Here is a 17,469-nt window from a genome sequence, read left to right as displayed (position 1 = left end):
ACTTGTCCACATGTCGACATTCGATAATTGGACGTTATGTTAAATTGCGGACGTTATCGTGCTTTCTTTCCGCTTTTAGAGAATGACAATACAATAACCGCTTCTTCACTCTCGCGCGCGTGAGACACCATTTCGGCGCACTCACCGAAATGGCCGCGCCGCCCACACGCCGAACCATGACACCCGACGAATTTCAAACCGCTCTCGCCCAGCTCGGCTGGAAACAATCCGACTTCTGCCGCATGGCGGACGTGGACAAGAACACGCCCAGCCGCTGGATCAAGGGCACCACGCCCATACCCGGCTGGGCCGCCCGGTTCCTTGGCATGGCGCTACAGATCCGCACGCTGGCGGCGCTGATCGAGCCGCCAAAGGCGTGACCCGCTGGCCGCGCTGACAGCGCCACCGTCGCCCCGCTATGCTTACTGCTCCCACCACTTCGGGGAGAAGGTTATGAGCGGAGCAGATTCGAGCGATGGCATTGCCGTTGTGACGGGTTGCATCGGCGCCGTAACGGGCCTTGCGAGCCTCGCCCTTTCCGTTATCACATACCGGCGCGCCAATCGCACCAAGGCGCTTGAACTTCAACTAGAACTACGCAAGGCGACGAGCGCCGTACAGAACGAAGCTATCGCGCTGTTCGATCTGCTCGCACGCGCAGGGAAGTCACGAAGTGCAGTTCTAGCCGCGCGCGGGCTCGGCCGCTCAGGCGCGGAGACGGCATGGCAAACCCAGATCCAGACCGACATAATGGAGGCGACGCGGTTACACGGCGCCGCCGCTGACTTGCCTAACAGCGACCGCACGCGGCCGGACGAGGAGACAACCGCCGCGCTCGCAGCGGTTCACGATCTGCAGTTGCAAGTCTCTGGACTGACCGCACGCTACCAGGCCGAGCTGGCGCAAGACGATGAGGCTCGCCGACAACTCGCGCGAGCTGCGGCGGAACGATCACGATAGGCAGCGCATCGAGTCCGCACCCTGACCGGCCAGGAGGGTTGGGGGCTCTGGGTCGTCAGGTGGTCGCCGCGTCGACAAGAGCAAGGCGGTCGTGCCGCCCTGACGTATCCGGACGCAATGCATCGGGATGAGCGCCCGGCGACGCGCCGCCGCGCTCCCCTCCCCGCCTATCGGTATTCGTCAATCTCGATTGCGACGCCCATCGCTTCGCACATCCGTCGAATGTCCTCCGGTACTTCAGGTGTGCGGTTCCCCTCGTAGTTGTTCCAGAAGCAGAAGAAGCGAGCGCGTGCCTCCTGTTGCTCGAGCTGCGCGCGAAGGTCGGCAACAGGAAAGCGCAGTCGAGCGATCAGATACCGCAGATGCGGCTCCAAGGCATCACTCTGTACAGCCGTTTTACTCTTCATGCCCCATATGCCGACGCGGCCCGGCACGCTACTCAGGCGACCGGACGGCGTAGTGAACGGCTGGCCCTTGACGATCGTAGTGTCCGGCGTCACGCCGAGATATGACGTCCAGAACTCAGGAACGAGCGTATCGCCCGCTATCAAAAAAGAAGCGTGGGCAAGTTGATGTGTATTCACCAGTGCGGGCCTTTCAGTTCGTGTAATCGTGCATGTTGCCGATGATGCCTCTCTTGAATTCAATGTCACCGTTGTCATGCCAGATCACATTATCGTCACCGCGCAAGTCGAGGTCGTACTTCATCGCGTGGATCATGTCGCCGAACGTGTTGCGGTCGTATCCCAGCATCTTTGCTGCGTAGTTGGGATTGTTCGTGCTGGCCGCGATATCGAACGAATCGTCGCTAAGTTCGTCCGGCGCGTATTCGAGTGGTCGAGCGTCACCGAGCATCGAGCCGCGCTCGCCTGAGTCGCCGAAGCTGTCCAGCATCGTTTCGCCACCGCCATCGGATAGCAAGTCGCCGGGCTTGGCGAGCCAGGCCGCCATGCAATCGTCCGCGAAAAGTCGTGGCTGGACCGGGCGGTCATAGTAAGAGCCTGTGCGCGTTATGCGTGGCGCGCCCTTGAAAAGCTGCGACGGTGTGAAAGTCGCCGAGCGCGGCCTTGGCGCATCACCATCGCGCCCGCCACGCAGTCCGCTGCTCGGTCGGTCAGGAATCGTCACGACATCACCCAACTCGAAGGCACGTTGCACCTTCCATCGCACATTCGAGGGGTCGGCCTCGTCAATGCTCAGCAGCTCTTTTAGCTTCGACATCAGCGCCTGATCGCGCGTCCAATCGAACGAGCCAGCGAGAAACTCTCGCCTCGCATTTTCGGCGCGCTGCTCTTCGGCCGTGCTTGTGAAATGGACGTCGCGCCGCCGACGCAGTGTCAGCGAGCGGTTCGCCAGCCGAATCTCTTGAATCAATTCCTGCCTCTCTCTGTGTCTGAGGGAGCGTATTGGTAGCACGGCTAATCGGTTGAGCGTTTACCCGCGCACAGAAAGACACATTCGCTTAAAGGGGCAAGTTAGGGGTATCCGCAGGAAGCACTCCGAATTCCTTTGGTACTCGCGGAAAGCGCGCGCCATGCCGCCCGCATCGTGCCGATGCGAACGTGGTCGATACGCGCAGAAAGAAGAGACACTTCGCGTTTTTAGTACACAGGTTAGTACACAAAACGAAAGGAAATTCATGCGACGTCCGCCAGGCACGGTGTTGGTCGGTTTCGCAAGGTTATGCATCGTAAGCGCGGACGGACTACGCGCCCTCCGGTTTGCCGATTTCGCGCAATTCCGCGTTGAGCTTCTCGGCCTCCTCCGGCCGCCCGTGAAACGCCGCCGGCGTGTTCTGAAACATCTCGATCCGATACACGTCATCGCAGAGCGACAGGACCATCGTCTGAATCGCGCTCAGGCTCGGTTCGAGTTCCGTCGCGCCGCGCGGCCACATTCCCGCGACGGCGCGCAGCAGCAGCGTCTGCCCGTTCGCCATGCATCTCACCTCACGCACCTTCGCAACGAAGCGCGGTGTCGGATGCTGCGCGAAGATCGGCCGAAGATGCGTCTCGATGGCGGCACGCCCATCGATCGCGCTGCCGTCGAAGCCGACCAGGCTGCCGCGCTCGGTGAAACGCGCCGCCATCGCGGCCGCGTCCTGCCTGTTCCAGTCATCGAGCAGACCGGCGTACACGCGCCGCGCACTCGCGGTCCAATCGTCAGGCTGGCTCATGTCGCCTTCTTCCACGCCGCCGCGAAAACACCGGCGCCCATCAGCAGCGCGCCGCCCGTTCGGTTCACGGCCCGTTGCACGGAAGGCTTGCGAATCGCCTTGCGCGCGCCCGACGCGAGCAGCGCGTAAGCGAACGCGTTGGCCGCCGCGAGCCCGACGAAGGTCGCTTCGAGAATCGCGATCTGCGAGACGCTCGCTGTGTGCGCATCGACGAATTGCGGCACGAACGCGACGAAGAAAATGATGCTCTTGGGATTCAGCGTCGTGACAGCGTAGGCGTGCGCCATGATGCGGCTCGTGCGAAGTTCGCCGGTGGGCTGCACGGCGTCCGTATCGACGACCGGCGCGCTCCACAACTTGATGCCGAGGTAGACGAGATACGCCGCGCCGATCCACTTCACCACCATGAACAGTTCAGCGGATGCCGCCAGCAACACGCCGAGGCCGAGCATCGACGCCGTCATCGCGGTAAGGTCGCCGAGCGCGACACCGATGGTCGTCGCGAATGCATATTTGCGGCCGTGGCCAAGCGCGTAGGACACGACGAGCAGCACGGTCGGGCCTGGAATCGCGACAAGAATCGCCGACGCTATCGCAAACGGCAGCCATTGAGCAAGGGTCATGCGCGTTCTCCTGAGTTCGATGGGTGGATTTATCCATGAACCCGGAGCAGTTGCAATAGGCCGGTCAGCCAGCTTGACGCCATGGCGTCTCCGCTCGCGAACTGTTGGATGCACCTCGATATCGCCTAATGCGGTGCACCAAAACGCAGGCGAGGCAAATTGCCGCACTTTCGCTCGCATATATGCGGCCTTTCGTTCCGCTCATAGCGGCATTTCGATGATTTTCAATTAATCCGCGGTTTGCCAGATTTGCTTGAAAAGCCTGCGACAGTCTGTCGTGTTGCGGTCGCACACAACATATGCTTGCAAGTTTGCCTTACTCATCTAGCATGAGTCTTGCGGTCTTCCGCTTTTAAATACATAGCTAATTTCGAAACGGCTTCGTTTGGGAGGCTATACATGCAGAAACGCGTCGGCACTCTTTTCGCGATGATGGGTTTGTTTGCAGTCGTTTCCACGGCGCAGGCCCAGGACAGCGTCATTCAGGCTCAGCAGACATTCACTTTCAGGCCTAATTCGTATGGCTGCTTGTCCAAGGACAAGTTCGATTCGGCCGATCAGCACGCGAAAGCTGGCGAGCATCAACAGATGCAGCAGTTTTTCGAAGGCTTCGAATGCATTTCGACTCCGGTCGATTCGCATTTTCGCGTGATTCGCGTGGTGGGCCATGACGTCGAATTCGTCAACGCCGCCAATAGCGACACGCAAGGCATGTGGACCGCGGATCGATTCATCGACCAATAAGCGGTTTTAGCGTCTAATTCAAGTCCGCAATCCGGCGCGATTTTCTGAATCGCGCCGGCGCTTCGATTTATCGGCGAAATAATCGTCGGAGCGAATCGGATGCGGTTTTCTCCTCCGCGCTTTCGAGCGCGCGTCTCTCGCTGCCTTCCACATTTCCGCCGATTCGCCGCACAATGTCGGTTTCGCGCGCAATCCACCGCCGCGCCTCGACATACCTTCTCCGCCGTCCTACGCACCGGCGCATCACGCTGAATGGCTCTCAAATCCACGATCTACAAGGCCGACCTTCAAGTCGCCGACATGGACCGCCACTACTACGGCGATCATTCCCTGACCATTGCACGCCATCCGTCGGAGACCGACGACCGCATGATGGTTCGGGTTGCCGCGTTCGGGCTGTTCGCCGACGAGCGACTTGAATTCTGCAAGGGCCTCTCCGATACCGACGAGCCCGACCTGTGGCAGAAAGATCTCACCGGCCAGATTCAGACCTGGATCGAAGTCGGTCAGCCCGACGAGCGACGCATCTCGAAGGCGAGCGGGCGCTCGGATCGCGTGATCGTCATCGCTTATGCCGGCAGGACCGCGGACATCTGGTGGAACGGCGTGAAGGGCAAGGTCGAGCGACTGCAAAACGTGACGGTGTGGTCGCTCGCTGATGGCGTCGCCGAAGCGCTTGGCAAGCTGGCCGAACGGACAATGCGTTTGCAGCTGATGGTGCAGGACGCGGACGTGTCGCTGAGCAGCGAGACCGTCGATGCCGTCGCGATTCGCTGGAACGTGCTCAAGGCGGGGGCGGCTTGATGGCTGGCGTTCAGGCTTCGGGCGGCCCTTTGAGTTCGACCATGTTGCCCTCGGGATCGAACAGATAGAGCGACGGACCGAAGCCGTCGGCGCCGTAGCGACGCGCCTCTTCCCCGATGCGCGCACCGTGCTTTTGCAGATGCGCGCGCAACGTATCCGCATCGAATGGCTCGACGCGCACACAAAGGTGATCCATGTTGCGGCCCGCGCCCGGCTGGCCGCTCTCGGGCCGATCGATCTTCGCGCCGACCGCGAGCAAATCGATCAGCGAACGGCCCGCGCGCATCTGCACGAGGCCGAGATCGCGCTGTTCTTTCTCGACCGGACATCCCAGCACCGTGCGATAGAAGTTCATCATGTTGTCGAGATCGGCGCAGCGGATCACGACGTGATCGATTTCGCGTATGTGGATGTGCATGTCGCTCTCTCTCACAGTCGATGTGAGGTTCAGTTTAGCGCGATGGTGAGAATAGGCTGGTGGGCGGGGGAATGAAAAAAGGGCTTGGCGTTTGAGCCAAGCCCTTTGAATTCGTGGTGGAGAGGAGGAGGATCGAACTCCCGACCTTCGCATTGCGAACGCGACGCTCTCCCAGCTGAGCTACCAACCTATCCAGACGGCTGTCGGTCTTGCTTGGGGCTAGTTTAGCCAATGAAACGGGACACCTGAATGTGATACCTTATACCGGTAATTGCCGCCTGTCCGCAACCGACCCGCCTCGGCGTCATGCATCAGATGAGATGCCGCACGCGACCGCGATCAGCCTGCCTCGACGTAGCACGGCGGGATTGCGGCGGCCATTCCGCACACCCTCCACAAACAGCTGGGCACTTCATCGGTTGGCGGCCGTCAGGTGCCACCGGTAGTTGCTTTGTAGCCCGACGGAGACGCCAGAAACGCTTCAATATCGGCGACGCGCCATCCGACCGACCGCGCGCCGAGCCTCACTGCAGCGGGAAAAGTTCCGGCCTTCATGCGGCTGTAAATGGTCGCTCGGGAGAGACCGATTTCGCGCTCGACCTCTGGGCGACGCATGATCGCGTAAGGCGCGCGTCGCCCTAGCTCAGCCCTTTGTTCAGCAGCAACCATGGCGGATTGCACCACAGCTTGGGGCGCGTCAGCTTGCTCCCGTGTCCGCCTACCCGACCGGACACCAAATTCGATCAGCATTTGCGCAACCTGCTCCCCGGCAGCGCACCATCGAGCGAACGCTTCGCAATATGATGCTAACGCGCAAGCGTCCATTGCATCCAATACGTCAGCGTCGCATAACTGCCTGGCAGCGACAGGCCAATACGCTACGGCAGCAGGCGTCAACAGCTCCACCACGCGTGCATCGATAGCCCGCGGATAGCGGGATCGTTGATTCGGTGTATCAGCTCGCACCGATGCAGGATTGTGGTCCGCTTGGCTTGATTTTTGTGCGCGCACATCCCCTCCTTTCAAAGATTACAAGAGCGCTTAGGCGCCTTGACTCAGTTATCGACGCGGAACAAACAGCGAGCCAGTGCAAGGATATACACAACCCTAGTCCAAAATGAACAGGTTCACCGATGCCGCTCGTTACTCCCGAACCGTCGGCGCGATAATGTGTTGGGCGTCTCGCGTTGACGCGTTTGCACCAAGTCGCCCATGTCTGGCGATTTATTAAACAGACGCGGCCAAAGCCATTGCCAAAGCCCGATTGCGGCACTGTTGCGGCAAGTGAGCGAAAGAAAGGAGCCGGCTACATCCGCTACCTTCGCCGCGTCGGAGCGCTCCCGAGGTGAACATTGGCGGTTTTCGCGCGCGCTGCATGCAGCACGAACGGTGCGCGAGTGACTTTGCCGTCGCCGGGTGCAATCTAGGCATGCAATACCGCAACCGTCCCCAGGCAAGAGGCTTCGTAGCATGCTCGACGGAACGCGGAATGGCGCGCCATGTGAAGAAGTCCGCACAAGCTAATTTTCTTGCTGCAAAGCGACTCAGGACAACCGCGGGAGTCGCATTTCTTTTGAGATAGATTCACGAGGAATCTTGAAATCAAAGTAGCGCAAAAGATCGGTGATCAGTAAGCGGTGACTTGCTTGATTCGAGATGGGGTTTCGCGTAAAAATCTCATACACCGCCGAACATTCAGGAGGTAGATACTAAAATGTGTTTTCGAGAATTGCGCAAGGCAAGAGCGAAGCGGCTTGCAAAGGAAAGACCGGGCGAAAGATTTATGCGCAGATACATCAACGTCTTGTGGTTGATTAGTGCATCGATTCCGATTGTCTATGCAATTTTTCATACACGCGTCATGCATTAGACGCGTCAGCAAACTATCGCGGCCCTGTTGTTGGATTAAAATATTGGACGCAGCTTCGACTCGAGAGCGAAGAAATTTGGTTCATTAACCGTGTGCATCGATTCGAATGTCGATCGAGGCCATCGTTTTTTTTGAGTGTCGGGTCGTTTTGCGATGACTTCGAGAGGTCTCACCGGCGAGAACCACCGCTGAGGATCTCCTTGTAATCGGCAGTTTTGCGCCAAACGCGCGGCGATCCGTCCCTGCGCGCGGCCCAGCGACCCCAAGTCGCAGAGGACGGCGGCACGTGCTTAGAAAGAAGCAGCATGAACGCGCCTGTTTCCCCCTTCGAACCAGCACTCGTAGTGGTGCCGCGCCCACGACTGACGAGCGAGTGTGTCCAGGGCGACCTGCCATAGCGACTGGACGTCGCGGTTAATTACGTTGCGCGGCCCTTCTGAACCTGAACAACGACACGCTCTCGCAGTATGTGGACACCGAATCTGATGTCGCTCAGTGAGACCGCATGATCTCGTAGCAGTGCTCGCCTACCCTGTTCGTGCCCCGCTCACGATTGGAGCCGCGCAATGAACCAATCTAACAACGTAGTTTTTACCATATTTTCCATCACGTTATGCTCTCGGTCATTGAAAACAACGTCTTCAAACTTCCCGCGGAACCGAGACTGATCGTCTCGCGGCCACCCCTCTCTTCACAATAACTGACAGGCATCGCTAGGACAGGCAAACCCTGGCCCGCGACTTGACGGAATGGCCAAGACTGGCTCACGCAAGGGGTCTGGAGCAATGCATTGACCGATAGTGGGTTCACACTCGGCGAGCTGCGCACGCAGCTCGAGCCGCTACCGAATACCCGCAAACAAGCGATGCTATGCACACTCGACACCCACGGCACGCTCGACCACGCGGTCATCCTCGGGCGGAAAGAAGCGCTGCGTGTGCCCGCATCTGACTTCGCCCGTGACATCGTGCGTGCGCAGGCGGCTCACCTGCGATTAGACTATGTGTTCTGGGATACCACGAGACGGGCCAGGCCGCGCGGTTGTTCGGACTGGAGGACAGCGTGGGGGAGCTCTCACAATGTGCCGCAGCTTCGCCGAGTTACAGCAGCTCTACGACCGCATGGCGTGATCGATATGCAGGTCGAGGCTGTAAATTTCGTGCGCGATCTTCATATGGGGGTGAGGATGGACAAACCGCTCGACTTCGAGCTGGGCTGGTTCCTGGTGAACGTCGTGGCCCCCATTGTGGTGCCAATCGGCGGATTGCTTCTGGTTGCCGGATTTCCGCTGACCGACGCACAGAGGGCAAGACTTAGTCCGATGACCACAATCAAGGACGGACAGCTGTGTTGGATATCGGTAACCTATTGCATCCTGGCGCTATACGAACTGCATGACTTTTTAAGGCGTGAGGACCACTACTTTGAATGGGCCGGCTGGGTCGAGGCCTTTGCCTACGTTATGATCCTACTCGGCATGTTTATTGCCGCTGGAGGTGCTGTTACCTCCGAAACGGTAGATGCTGGAGAGTCGGATAGCGACCTGATGATCGGGTCTATAATAGTCACTCTGGCTTCTGCATATCTATTTGTTAACATTCATGGGAGGCTCCATCCATGACTACGACCAGCGGATTACAGCCGCGTGCAACGCGCAGCGCGGCCGCGCAGGTGCGCCGCCGTATGGCGCTTGTTGCGTCTACGATCGCGATCGCCATCGCGGCGGCGACGGCCGTTCTGACGGTTATTCACCACTGAGGTAGTAGCTCAATAGCCCGTCCGCCAGCGGGTTGTTTTTGCTGCTCGATTGACATAATAAGCACTTTTACTCTTATCCGCCCCTTTTTAAATTTCTCCTTTCCCTTGGGTTGGACGGCCTTGGGATCGAACAAATGTGCACTCGAAATGTGCACTCGTTAAGTTAATCGCGACCACGGTCCTGCTGCCCCGATGCCTTCGTCAAGGGCGTAACGCAAAACATTGAAGATCGCCGTGAAACAGGTATAGATCGTGTCTAACCATTCGTTTGTGAGATCAATGCGCGGATCTTCGCCCGGTAATCGCAGCTAAGTATGCAGGACGTGCATTGCATATTTCAGCTTCAAAATCGAGGCCTCTTTGAAGGAACAATGGTCGCTGGGCTGCCTCCAAACGCACGCAATATGTTAGGAGTTTCAACAGGCAACACGGAGATTGCATTCACAAACGCTCTCCGCCGGAGCCTTAGATTGCCCGGTCTTCGATTTGCTTGTTAGATTTGAAAAGAGCGTGAACAATCCATTGCGATACAGTTTTTTGAATACGAACTGTCGCCGCATGTGCCTCATTCACAATTGCGCATCCTCTTTTCCGTCTTTTGCTGCCGCGATTGAATGCCGGCACCAACTCGTAATTGCCACACGACTATTGCCGGCATTCCTGACGCGATTTGCTTCGCTGTAAGGGCTACTTTACCGGCGCGATCCGATGGCCGACGACGACGCAGAAGAACTTCCGGGCTTTTGGAAATCAGTCACATCCCACCTCCGCGGCCTGGCGGCTGCGGCAGCGGCGCTGTTAACGGCCTTGGGTCATCGTGAGCGGCGCCTTCACGTCGAGCGGGCCGTGCGTCGTCGCCCCCGCGTTCTGCTTCTTGCGACACTGCAAGGCTGCGCCACCAAGACCAGGCTCGTGTGGACCTCATCGGGCAACGCCAGTTCGATTTTGACTGTCGTAAATCTCCCCTCAGCGTCGCTTTTTCGCGCGACCGCCAGTGCGCAAGTCGATGTTATAAATTGCACCCGCCTTGTGCGCCTTTTCCAAGAGCTCGTTGGACAGCAGTTGGACCTGTCCCGATTGACAAGACGGACACTTCTTTTCCCGATCGTCGGGAAGCAGGAAGACTTTTTGACATGCCAAGCATTGCAGGTTCATCGTCGCACCTCATTAGTTGCTGTCGAGCCACGCCCTCGGCCAGCCGAGGCCGCGCTGATAGGCGGCTGCCTGAGCGTCGTAGTAACCGATGTCGAAAAAGTGGGCGATCCGCCCTTAATCCTCATCCTCCCATGAGCCACGCTCAACTTCGACCCATGCGCGCCAGTGAAAGCCCTTGTGCTCTGGGTGTGAGTCGAGCTTCCACTCTCGGTGAGTCGCCTTCATACATACGGCTCCACAGGCTTATCCACGGTTTTTGTGGATAATGGGGTCGGCGACAGACCATTAGTTGCATGTGATCCTAGGGGAATAATGCATTGACCAAACCAGCGACCTGGTAAATGCCGAATCCAACAATGAGTAGAAAAAGGATCAGCAGTAAAATCGAGGGGCGTATGCGTTCCATCCGCGGGGACGGATCACGGTGAACACGCGCGTATTCGGTATCGTGCCGGTTCGCCTCGTCAGCTAACTTTTGAGCCTCAATCATTTCCTCCCAAGTAGCCGGCTTGACGAGGAGAGATTTCGCACCTCTTTCTTCCCGAAGAGCCTCGACTTCCATCTGCAGCTTCTCAAGCGTCATCGGATGTTTAGCCAATTCGTTTAGAAGCTTTCGGTTCTCGAGCCTGACCTTCTTTAACGAGCCCCAATTGACGAGAAAGCCTACAACAGCCGCGATCGGAACAGCGGCCGCAACGATGACCTCCCAATACGGCTCTAAGTCCGACCGCAGTGTCGAAATCCAAGCAAGCATGGGTGCCTCCGGGGAGGGTGTGAAGCACGCATTTCTCGGGGTCGTTTCTACCAGTGCTCGACCAGGCGCGGCACGCACGTCTGCGGCAGCGGCAATGCGAGCCTTGCCTTGGTCGCCCTGAAACTTGCCCGCGGAGAGGCTGCTTCAAGGGCCGGCAATTCCACGCGCACCGTCCGGCCGAACGTGATTTCCTAGTCTGCAGCAGCGCCGAATTCGACTGAGAGCGCCTCACCGCACCGTTGACGGTTTGAAAGACCTAAGTCACGACCGAGTGGATCTGCGAGGCACAAAGACATCCCCAACGATACGCCATATTAGAGCGTGCCTCGTGCAATGGACAGCTTGAACAAGCTAGAGCTTCAGAAGACTAGCGAAGGGAGGAACGGGGCCATGCAGATACGATTTTTTAAATTAAATAAATAGACAGTTATTTAGATGGTTTCACTCAGGCGACAACGCACGGCTTCGCGATCGACGAAACGCTTGTAGACAGACCTCGGCCACACACCATGGTGGTCTTAGAACTAGACGTCTCAGTGTCGGGGCCTCAAGCCTAATTTTTTCCACGGACGGATCCGATCCTTATATAGCCTGGCGCCCGCGGAAAAGTCGATCCTTAGAGGGCCGAGCGGGGGCAGCGTAAGATCGAGATTCCACAAGGGGAGGGCGAATGGCAGAGCGCAAAGTCCAGCAGTTCTACGAGACAGAGGACCAGTTCTACGAGCAAGGTGGCGAGCAGATGCTCGATCTTTCAGAGGGGGAAATCGCCAAGCTGGAAGGCGGGGATGGATCACCCATCTATCTCAGCGAGAAAAACGGCTTCTTCGTCCTGGCGGACGAATAGGCCGGCGGCGCTAGGGGCGCTGGCGCGCCCCTTCATCTGCGCCCTTCTTTGGAGGTTTCAGGATTTTGCCTTTCTTGAGGACGTGCCTCGAGCGCTGATCGAAATCATTTGGCGTGATCGTCATACAAAGTCGAAAAGCCCAACGCGGCCACTTACGGAACAAAAACCGGTCGATGTAATAGGCCGACAATGTCGCATGCTCGCAGACCAAGTCCCACAGCTCCTTTACTCTGACGCTCGTCCTCATAATCTGGAACGCATGTGCACCCCTGCGCTCAACCGAGTTCTGCAGGGCAGCGAATTTATCCAATTCCTTTTTGAACGCCCGAAATTGAGTCTGACACAGGTGCAAATGAGCGGCCAAACGCTCGCTTACATCGGTGATTTGCCCTATCAGCGGCCCATCGAGGCTCGACACGTCAGGCAGTTCAGCGATGAGCCTTTCGCATAAAGCCTGTTCGTTGTTGCGCAGCGGCGCGAATCGCTGATTCGACGCCTCGAGGATCGCGAGGTCGACCAAAATCAATCGCGCGCCGATCCGTTGTTCTCGCCTGACGCTGTTGCCAGCGACAACGAGAGCACCGACCACGCCCATCAAACCACCAATGACCGCGCCACTTAGATCCTGCCACTTTTCCAGAAATGCTGGAAGTTCAAACCCGCCCGGTGGCAGAGGAAGGTGCGAGCAAGCCAGAGCGGCCGCTTGGGTTATCTGGTAGGTCGTTTGTTCCATATCGCCTCGAACGATAGCGGCCCGAATCACGGGCCGCTATTTACCTCCGCAAATTGACTGTGTTAGGCTAAGCGCAACAGTGACGAAATCATCATCACATTGCGCCGTCGGTGTCGTCGAGCTTCACCTGAAGAGAAAGGCAAATAGATCGACGATTGACGCACAGGCAAGACATACGTAATGCGCGGCGAGCAGGATTGCCGCCGCAAGTTGCAGTGCTGTAGCCACAAGGTCCTCCGGGCTTTTGGCGAACAGGGGCACCCGCCTTACTGTGAGAGGTCGGAGCGAGTGTTTCCTGGGGAAAGGGAGTGGCGAAAACCACTCCCTTTTGCTTTTAGGCGAGAAGTTGATCGCCTGAAATCATCCTAAACCCTTTCGAATTTTTTTTCACGCACTTGCGTTGTTCATTTGCTTCGAAGACTTCCTAGCTTGGTGAGTTATTTTCGTTCACCTACAACCGTCATCCCATTCCGGCGCCTCTAAGGCTCTCCGCCATCGTGAACTTCGCGAGCGCGCAGGTGCCTCTTCACTGACTGGCGCTCCGCGTGCGTCTCTTACTGCGGCAGCTCGCCGTCGCGCTGTGCCTGGTGGATCGCCGCGTCGATGTGGTCCAGGCAATACGAGATCGCCCAGCGCGCCGCCTTCTCCCGATCATAGGCCGCCGTGTTCGAGTAGATTTCGTCCTCGATGTGCTGACGCATCCCTTCCGACCACGCTGGATCGTGCAGCTTGGGCCGCCTGCCCTGCAGCGCCATGCGGTAGTAGAGGGTCGCCCGTTTTCGCGTAGTTCTCGCAGGCGCTTGCCCGCGCGTCGAAGTTCTCGCATTGGCCCGCCTGCGCGAGCCCAGCAATAGCAAGGTGTAGCCCTGCCGCTGTCACCCCCTTCCTATCGCCCTCCACAGGCCCATTGTAGTTTCTTGCAGCTGGCCCTATTCTACCGGCGCACGCAACGTCCATTGTCGAGCAGCACAAGCTTATATCCGCCAGCCGATCCGCACCCATGAGCCCTCGTCCTCGCAGGACGCGCCAAGGGCGGCGTTCGTTTTGCTATTCCGACCAATCAGCGGCGGGGCGAAACTGAGTAGTATTGCTCATAAGTAATCGGTAACTTACAATAGCCCCAGCGCTGTTTCGAAACTGAGCGGAGGTGGGAGGATAACCACCGCGGCCGTTCAGGAAGCAGAAAATGCAGGCGGGGCGAGCCCCGAGCGAAAGAGCAGCCTGCCAGCTGTAGATTGTCAATTACGATGGCCGCCCGGGCGACAACTATCTTGGCCGGTCGACGGGGTTAGTTGTCGCTGCTCAGCTCGGCATAGTTGTCGCTCCTTCCGATGGGGTGGGGTAATTGACGCCGCCGCGCGCGCTTGTTGTCGTCGGCACTGCGACGCCGGTAGCTCTCCACGTTCAGCTCGAAGATCGTCGAGTGATGGACCAGTCGGTCGATGGCGGCGACCGTCATTGAGGGATCGGGGAAGACATCATTCCAGCCGGAGAACGCGGCGTTGGCCGTGATGAGAAGGCTTCGACGCTCGTATCTTTCCGCAATCAATTCGAACAGCACGCTCGTTTCGGCCTGGTCCTTTCTGACGTACGACAGGTCATCGAGGATGATCAGATCGAAGTGATCGAGCTTGGCGAGCATCGATGGCAACTGCAGGCTTTGGCGTGCCGCCTGCAGCTTCTGCACGATTTCGCCGGTGCGTGTGAACAGCACCCGGTACCCGGCGTCGATCAGCGCATGACCAATGCCGGAGCCTAAATGGCTCTTCCCGGCACCCGGCGGCCCAAACAGCAGGATCGTGGCGCCTTTCTCGAGCCACGAGTCGCCGCTCGCGAGCGCCATTACATGTGCCTTGGACACCATTGGTACCAAGCCGAAGTCGAAGGCCTCGAGTGTCTTGCTTGGGTCCAAATGCGATTCGACGCGATGCCGCTCGATGCGCCGTTTCGCGCGCTCGGCCAGTTCGTGCTCGAGCAGCGCGCCGAGCAGGCGCGTCGATGGCCAGCCTTCCTTGTCGGAGCGCTGTGTGAACTCGGACCATAGCCGCGCGATCGTCGGCAAGCGCAACTCGGTGAGCATCAGCCCCATACGGGCGGCATCGTAAATTGCGGGCGCGTTCATACTGATGCCTCCTCGCCAAGCAGCGTGTCGTAGAGAGCGGCCGTCGGCATGTCCACAGCCACGTCTGGGCATTGCGCCTGCCGCGGCGCAAATTCATTCTGTAGTTGCTCGAGATCGGGCAGCTCGCCAGCGGCGAGCAACGCCTCGAGCCGCTCAGCAAGAACGGCCTCGACTCCGTGATTCGCGGCCAGTTCCAGTAAGCCGACCATGGTCTTGCAGGCTTCGCGCTGCGTGAGCCGAGCCTCAAGCCGCTCCCACGTCCGGCGGTACGCCTCGCGCGGAAACAAGTCGTCGCGAAACGCTAGCCCCTTGAACGCCTGGGGCTTGCGCTTGAGCGCCTCAATGAAGTGCCGGTAGTCGAGCTTGCGACGGCGGCTATTGGCCGCATGCGAGCCCCGTGCTGTGCTGTGCACGAGCGCGCCGGACAGATAGCAGTCGAGGTGATCGGCATAGACGCGCACCTTCAGACGGTGACCAATCAGGCGCGACGGCGCGCTGTAGAGAATGCCCCGCACGGTGAAGGTGCCACAGCGTGTCACGCGTGCTTCCTCTTCGATGAAGTCGGTCGTGCGATGTGCGGGCAAATCCTGCAAATGTTCGCGCTCAGCGTTAAACGCCGCTGCGTTACGACGGTTACGGCGCATGACGACGTCGCGAACAAACGCCTCATAGGCAGCCCGATCGTCGAAGTCGCGATGGCCACGCAGCATCAGCGCTTGGTCAATCGCCTCCTTCAGATGGCGGTGCGAGGATTCCACACTACCGTTCTCATGGGCCACGCCGACGTTATTGCGCGTGCCGGCCATGCCGTAATGCACCAGCAGTGCGTCATAGCGAGCCGTGAAGTCCTCTTCAGTCTGCAAATTCTTGAACGCTGCCGATAGGCTGTCGGTGCGATGCTCATGCGGGCAGCCGCCGGCTTGCCACAGCGCGTTCTGTAATCCGGTGGAGAGGGCCTCGAAGCTCTCGCCACCTTCGACGACATAGGCATATTCCCAGTGCGAGAACGCGAGCACGAAGTGATAGAGCCGGTGATCGAGGGGCGCACCGGCGACCGTCACGCGCAGATCCCGCATGTCGGTAAAGTCCGAGAGCCCCTGCACGCCGGGCAAGTGCTGCTGCGGGAAGAAGATCTCCTTGCCAGGGCCCTCGAGTGCGCGCCATTGGCTGACGCGCCGCTCGAGCGTACGCCGCATGCTGTCAGGGAAGAGGCCCGGATGCGCCTCCTGCAGCTTGCACAGCAACGTGATGGCCTTGAGCCGGGGCGCGTGGCGCAGCAATGGCACGACCTCGCTCTCCCAAACTTCCGCGAACGGATCGTGACGTGTACGCCACGCGCGCGATGGCTTCTGCGACGGCAGACGGCCCTCATGCTCGATGCGCCGGGCCGTGCGAACGCTCATGCCCGCCATCGCCGCGGCGACTTCCTGAGTGTGATGTTTGCGCTTGCTCATATAGAGTCGGACCTGCTGGTCCGTCACGTAGGTTCCAGGCATGGCTGTTCGCTTCTTGTTCGACGCGATCAGCCATCGTAAAACCCCGTTACTCCGGCGCCGCCGGTAGTTCGTCGTCTCCGGCGGCTACGCCGCCTTCGACTCCTCACCACCGGCCAAGGTAACTGTCAAAGGACCGGCCAAGATAATTGTCGTTCTCTAGCCAGCGATGTCGCAAGTGGGAACTCGATGGCGACTAGGGTGGGGGCGTATCCTTGCAGAGCCCAAGAGTGGACACGATGCCTTCGTGTTTAAGTCTGCGGATGGTTGAGCACAAGTGCGGGAAAGGCAAATTCTCCGCCACCCGGGCAGACGGATGGCCTCGCGAGAGGTTATCGAAGACGCCGGGCAGTCAATTCGCCCGAACCTTGCTGAAAGCAGCTGGGTTTGGGAGAGCTTTGACTGCTCCGGATGTCTTTCAATAGCAAATATAAGAATAGTAGAAGTTTGTCTAATAGAGCTTGAGCGCCTCTTGGTCCCGCATCATTCCGTCCCCGTCGGCGGTTCGCGGCGCTCCACTCGGCAGTCCGGTATCTCTCGATCTCATGCATGGCCGATTCGACCCAGCCCTGTCATTAGCGCGCATGCGATCCGCAGCTTTCTAGGCGGAAGTCTTGTCAGTCAGGTGCCGAAAGCGTTACGAGTCAATCAATCGGCCGAGATCGCCTAGTGGCCGCGAAGGATCTTCGCAAGAGAATCAATCAAAGGAAATATCACCACCTACTCGGCAGCGACGAGGAATAGCCCCGTTCCGATGCCGTTCAACAATGGGTGCCGTAACGCGATTCCGACATACCAATTTCAAAGCGCATTTTCGAAGCAGCGTGCGGGGAGCGTCGATGCCGACTGCGGCAGAGGCATGGCTTTCCGGATTTCCAACAGCTCTTCTACTAGAACCTCGGCCCGATCTGGCGACATTCGTGCGGCGGGCAGGCGCTTGAACAGCGTAAGAGTGCATGTCATTTGGCCCCCTCTCGAACGTCCTGAATGGTAGCCGCTCCCGGATCTGCGACTC

The 17,469-nt window shown here is 58.7% G+C and carries 19 protein-coding genes; 8 read left to right on the top strand and 11 right to left on the bottom strand.

Annotated features, from left to right (window positions below; translation table 11 throughout):
* The first annotated feature begins 176 nt into the window (after positions 1 to 176).
* Together QCE73_RS00165 and QCE73_RS00160 are read left to right on the top strand one after the other, a co-directional pair.
* A complete protein-coding gene (locus QCE73_RS00165) occupies positions 177 to 380 on the top strand; it encodes a hypothetical protein (protein WP_309879342.1) in 204 nt (67 codons plus the stop codon).
* Positions 381 to 453: 73 nt separating this feature from the next.
* A complete protein-coding gene (locus tag QCE73_RS00160) occupies positions 454 to 960 on the top strand; it encodes a hypothetical protein (RefSeq protein ID WP_309879341.1) in 507 nt (168 codons plus the stop codon).
* A 167-nt stretch (positions 961 to 1,127) separates the two neighbouring features.
* On the opposite strand, the gene QCE73_RS00155 is transcribed toward QCE73_RS00160, so the two are convergent.
* The 4 genes from QCE73_RS00155 to QCE73_RS00140 form a co-directional block, all read right to left on the bottom strand.
* A complete protein-coding gene (locus QCE73_RS00155; RefSeq protein ID WP_309879340.1) occupies positions 1,128 to 1,544 on the bottom strand; it encodes a DUF4279 domain-containing protein in 417 nt (138 codons plus the stop codon).
* A 13-nt stretch (positions 1,545 to 1,557) separates the two neighbouring features.
* Complete coding sequence (locus QCE73_RS00150) at positions 1,558 to 2,334, bottom strand: hypothetical protein (RefSeq protein WP_309879339.1); 777 nt, start codon at positions 2,332 to 2,334, stop codon at positions 1,558 to 1,560.
* A gap of 331 nt (positions 2,335 to 2,665) precedes the next feature.
* Positions 2,666 to 3,136: an SgcJ/EcaC family oxidoreductase gene (locus QCE73_RS00145; RefSeq protein ID WP_309879338.1), complete on the bottom strand. Its 471-nt coding sequence runs from the start codon at positions 3,134 to 3,136 to the stop codon at positions 2,666 to 2,668.
* Positions 3,133 to 3,759 (bottom strand): LysE family translocator, encoded by a 627-nt coding sequence (locus QCE73_RS00140; protein WP_187608184.1) that lies wholly within the window; start codon positions 3,757 to 3,759, stop codon positions 3,133 to 3,135. Before QCE73_RS00140 ends, QCE73_RS00145 begins: the two co-directional genes overlap by 4 nt.
* A gap of 399 nt (positions 3,760 to 4,158) precedes the next feature.
* Here QCE73_RS00140 and sap1 point away from each other — a divergent pair, with 399 nt between their 5' ends.
* Complete coding sequence (gene sap1 / locus QCE73_RS00135; protein ID WP_035508792.1) at positions 4,159 to 4,503, top strand: surface attachment protein Sap1; 345 nt, start codon at positions 4,159 to 4,161, stop codon at positions 4,501 to 4,503.
* 252 nt (positions 4,504 to 4,755) lie between these two features.
* Positions 4,756 to 5,307, top strand: coding sequence for a YaeQ family protein (locus QCE73_RS00130; protein ID WP_309879336.1), 552 nt, complete (start codon positions 4,756 to 4,758; stop codon positions 5,305 to 5,307).
* 10 nt (positions 5,308 to 5,317) lie between these two features.
* Here QCE73_RS00130 and QCE73_RS00125 read toward each other — a convergent pair whose 3' ends face one another.
* Positions 5,318 to 5,725, bottom strand: a complete 408-nt coding sequence (locus QCE73_RS00125) for a VOC family protein (RefSeq protein ID WP_309879335.1) — start codon at positions 5,723 to 5,725, stop codon at positions 5,318 to 5,320.
* Positions 5,726 to 6,154: 429 nt separating this feature from the next.
* Entirely contained in the window at positions 6,155 to 6,340 is a 186-nt protein-coding gene (locus tag QCE73_RS39370; RefSeq protein ID WP_404989755.1) for a helix-turn-helix transcriptional regulator, read from the bottom strand.
* Between the two features lie 2,045 nt (positions 6,341 to 8,385).
* On the opposite strand from QCE73_RS39370, the gene QCE73_RS00115 reads away from it, so the two are divergent.
* From QCE73_RS00115 to QCE73_RS00105, 3 genes are all read left to right on the top strand, one after another.
* Positions 8,386 to 9,216 (top strand): hypothetical protein, encoded by an 831-nt coding sequence (locus QCE73_RS00115; RefSeq protein WP_309879334.1) that lies wholly within the window; start codon positions 8,386 to 8,388, stop codon positions 9,214 to 9,216.
* Positions 9,213 to 9,353 carry a hypothetical protein gene (locus tag QCE73_RS00110; RefSeq protein WP_309879333.1) on the top strand — a complete coding sequence of 47 codons (141 nt, stop codon included), beginning with the start codon at positions 9,213 to 9,215 and terminating at the stop codon, positions 9,351 to 9,353. The genes QCE73_RS00115 and QCE73_RS00110 overlap by 4 nt, the downstream gene beginning before the upstream one ends.
* Before the next feature lie 708 nt (positions 9,354 to 10,061).
* Complete coding sequence (locus QCE73_RS00105; RefSeq protein WP_309879332.1) at positions 10,062 to 10,643, top strand: hypothetical protein; 582 nt, start codon at positions 10,062 to 10,064, stop codon at positions 10,641 to 10,643.
* Positions 10,644 to 10,809: 166 nt separating this feature from the next.
* On the opposite strand, the gene QCE73_RS00100 is transcribed toward QCE73_RS00105, so the two are convergent.
* On the bottom strand, positions 10,810 to 11,262 hold the full coding sequence (locus tag QCE73_RS00100; RefSeq protein WP_309879331.1) for a hypothetical protein: 453 nt from the start codon (positions 11,260 to 11,262) through the stop codon (positions 10,810 to 10,812).
* Positions 11,263 to 11,932: 670 nt separating this feature from the next.
* Between QCE73_RS00100 and QCE73_RS00095 the strand changes: the two genes are divergently transcribed.
* Complete coding sequence (locus QCE73_RS00095; RefSeq protein ID WP_309879330.1) at positions 11,933 to 12,106, top strand: hypothetical protein; 174 nt, start codon at positions 11,933 to 11,935, stop codon at positions 12,104 to 12,106.
* Positions 12,107 to 12,116: 10 nt separating this feature from the next.
* On the opposite strand, the gene QCE73_RS00090 is transcribed toward QCE73_RS00095, so the two are convergent.
* The 4 genes from QCE73_RS00090 to istA all read right to left on the bottom strand — a co-directional run bounded on the left by QCE73_RS00090 (position 12,117) and on the right by istA (position 16,457).
* Positions 12,117 to 12,839 (bottom strand): hypothetical protein, encoded by a 723-nt coding sequence (locus QCE73_RS00090; RefSeq protein ID WP_309879329.1) that lies wholly within the window; start codon positions 12,837 to 12,839, stop codon positions 12,117 to 12,119.
* A gap of 554 nt (positions 12,840 to 13,393) precedes the next feature.
* Entirely contained in the window at positions 13,394 to 13,594 is a 201-nt protein-coding gene (locus QCE73_RS00085; RefSeq protein WP_309879328.1) for a hypothetical protein, read from the bottom strand.
* Between the two features lie 533 nt (positions 13,595 to 14,127).
* Positions 14,128 to 14,961: an IS21-like element helper ATPase IstB gene (gene istB / locus QCE73_RS00080; RefSeq protein ID WP_309879327.1), complete on the bottom strand. Its 834-nt coding sequence runs from the start codon at positions 14,959 to 14,961 to the stop codon at positions 14,128 to 14,130.
* A complete protein-coding gene (gene istA / locus QCE73_RS00075; RefSeq protein WP_309879326.1) occupies positions 14,958 to 16,457 on the bottom strand; it encodes an IS21 family transposase in 1,500 nt (499 codons plus the stop codon). Before istA ends, istB begins: the two co-directional genes overlap by 4 nt.
* Positions 16,458 to 17,469 lie beyond the last annotated feature (1,012 nt).

The sequence above is a fragment of the Caballeronia sp. LZ029 genome, assembly GCF_031451275.1.
Classification (GTDB): Bacteria; Pseudomonadota; Gammaproteobacteria; order Burkholderiales; family Burkholderiaceae; genus Caballeronia; species Caballeronia jiangsuensis.
This window is presented reverse-complemented; position numbering and strand designations above follow the sequence as displayed.

Coding starts and splice junctions, on each gene's coding strand:
- QCE73_RS00125 (WP_309879335.1), bottom strand. CDS start 5,725: ATGCACATCCACATACGCGAAATCGATCACGTCGTGATCCGCTGCGCC.
- QCE73_RS00110 (WP_309879333.1), top strand. CDS start 9,213: ATGACTACGACCAGCGGATTACAGCCGCGTGCAACGCGCAGCGCGGCC.
- QCE73_RS00085 (WP_309879328.1), bottom strand. CDS start 13,594: ATGGCGCTGCAGGGCAGGCGGCCCAAGCTGCACGATCCAGCGTGGTCG.
- QCE73_RS00105 (WP_309879332.1), top strand. CDS start 10,062: ATGGCCGACGACGACGCAGAAGAACTTCCGGGCTTTTGGAAATCAGTC.
- istA (WP_309879326.1), bottom strand. CDS start 16,457: ATGCCTGGAACCTACGTGACGGACCAGCAGGTCCGACTCTATATGAGC.
- istB (WP_309879327.1), bottom strand. CDS start 14,961: ATGAACGCGCCCGCAATTTACGATGCCGCCCGTATGGGGCTGATGCTC.
- QCE73_RS00165 (WP_309879342.1), top strand. CDS start 177: ATGACACCCGACGAATTTCAAACCGCTCTCGCCCAGCTCGGCTGGAAA.
- QCE73_RS00100 (WP_309879331.1), bottom strand. CDS start 11,262: ATGCTTGCTTGGATTTCGACACTGCGGTCGGACTTAGAGCCGTATTGG.
- QCE73_RS00145 (WP_309879338.1), bottom strand. CDS start 3,136: ATGAGCCAGCCTGACGATTGGACCGCGAGTGCGCGGCGCGTGTACGCC.
- QCE73_RS00160 (WP_309879341.1), top strand. CDS start 454: ATGAGCGGAGCAGATTCGAGCGATGGCATTGCCGTTGTGACGGGTTGC.
- QCE73_RS00140 (WP_187608184.1), bottom strand. CDS start 3,759: ATGACCCTTGCTCAATGGCTGCCGTTTGCGATAGCGTCGGCGATTCTT.
- QCE73_RS00130 (WP_309879336.1), top strand. CDS start 4,756: ATGGCTCTCAAATCCACGATCTACAAGGCCGACCTTCAAGTCGCCGAC.
- QCE73_RS39370 (WP_404989755.1), bottom strand. CDS start 6,340: ATGCGTCGCCCAGAGGTCGAGCGCGAAATCGGTCTCTCCCGAGCGACC.
- QCE73_RS00090 (WP_309879329.1), bottom strand. CDS start 12,839: ATGGAACAAACGACCTACCAGATAACCCAAGCGGCCGCTCTGGCTTGC.
- sap1 (WP_035508792.1), top strand. CDS start 4,159: ATGCAGAAACGCGTCGGCACTCTTTTCGCGATGATGGGTTTGTTTGCA.
- QCE73_RS00095 (WP_309879330.1), top strand. CDS start 11,933: ATGGCAGAGCGCAAAGTCCAGCAGTTCTACGAGACAGAGGACCAGTTC.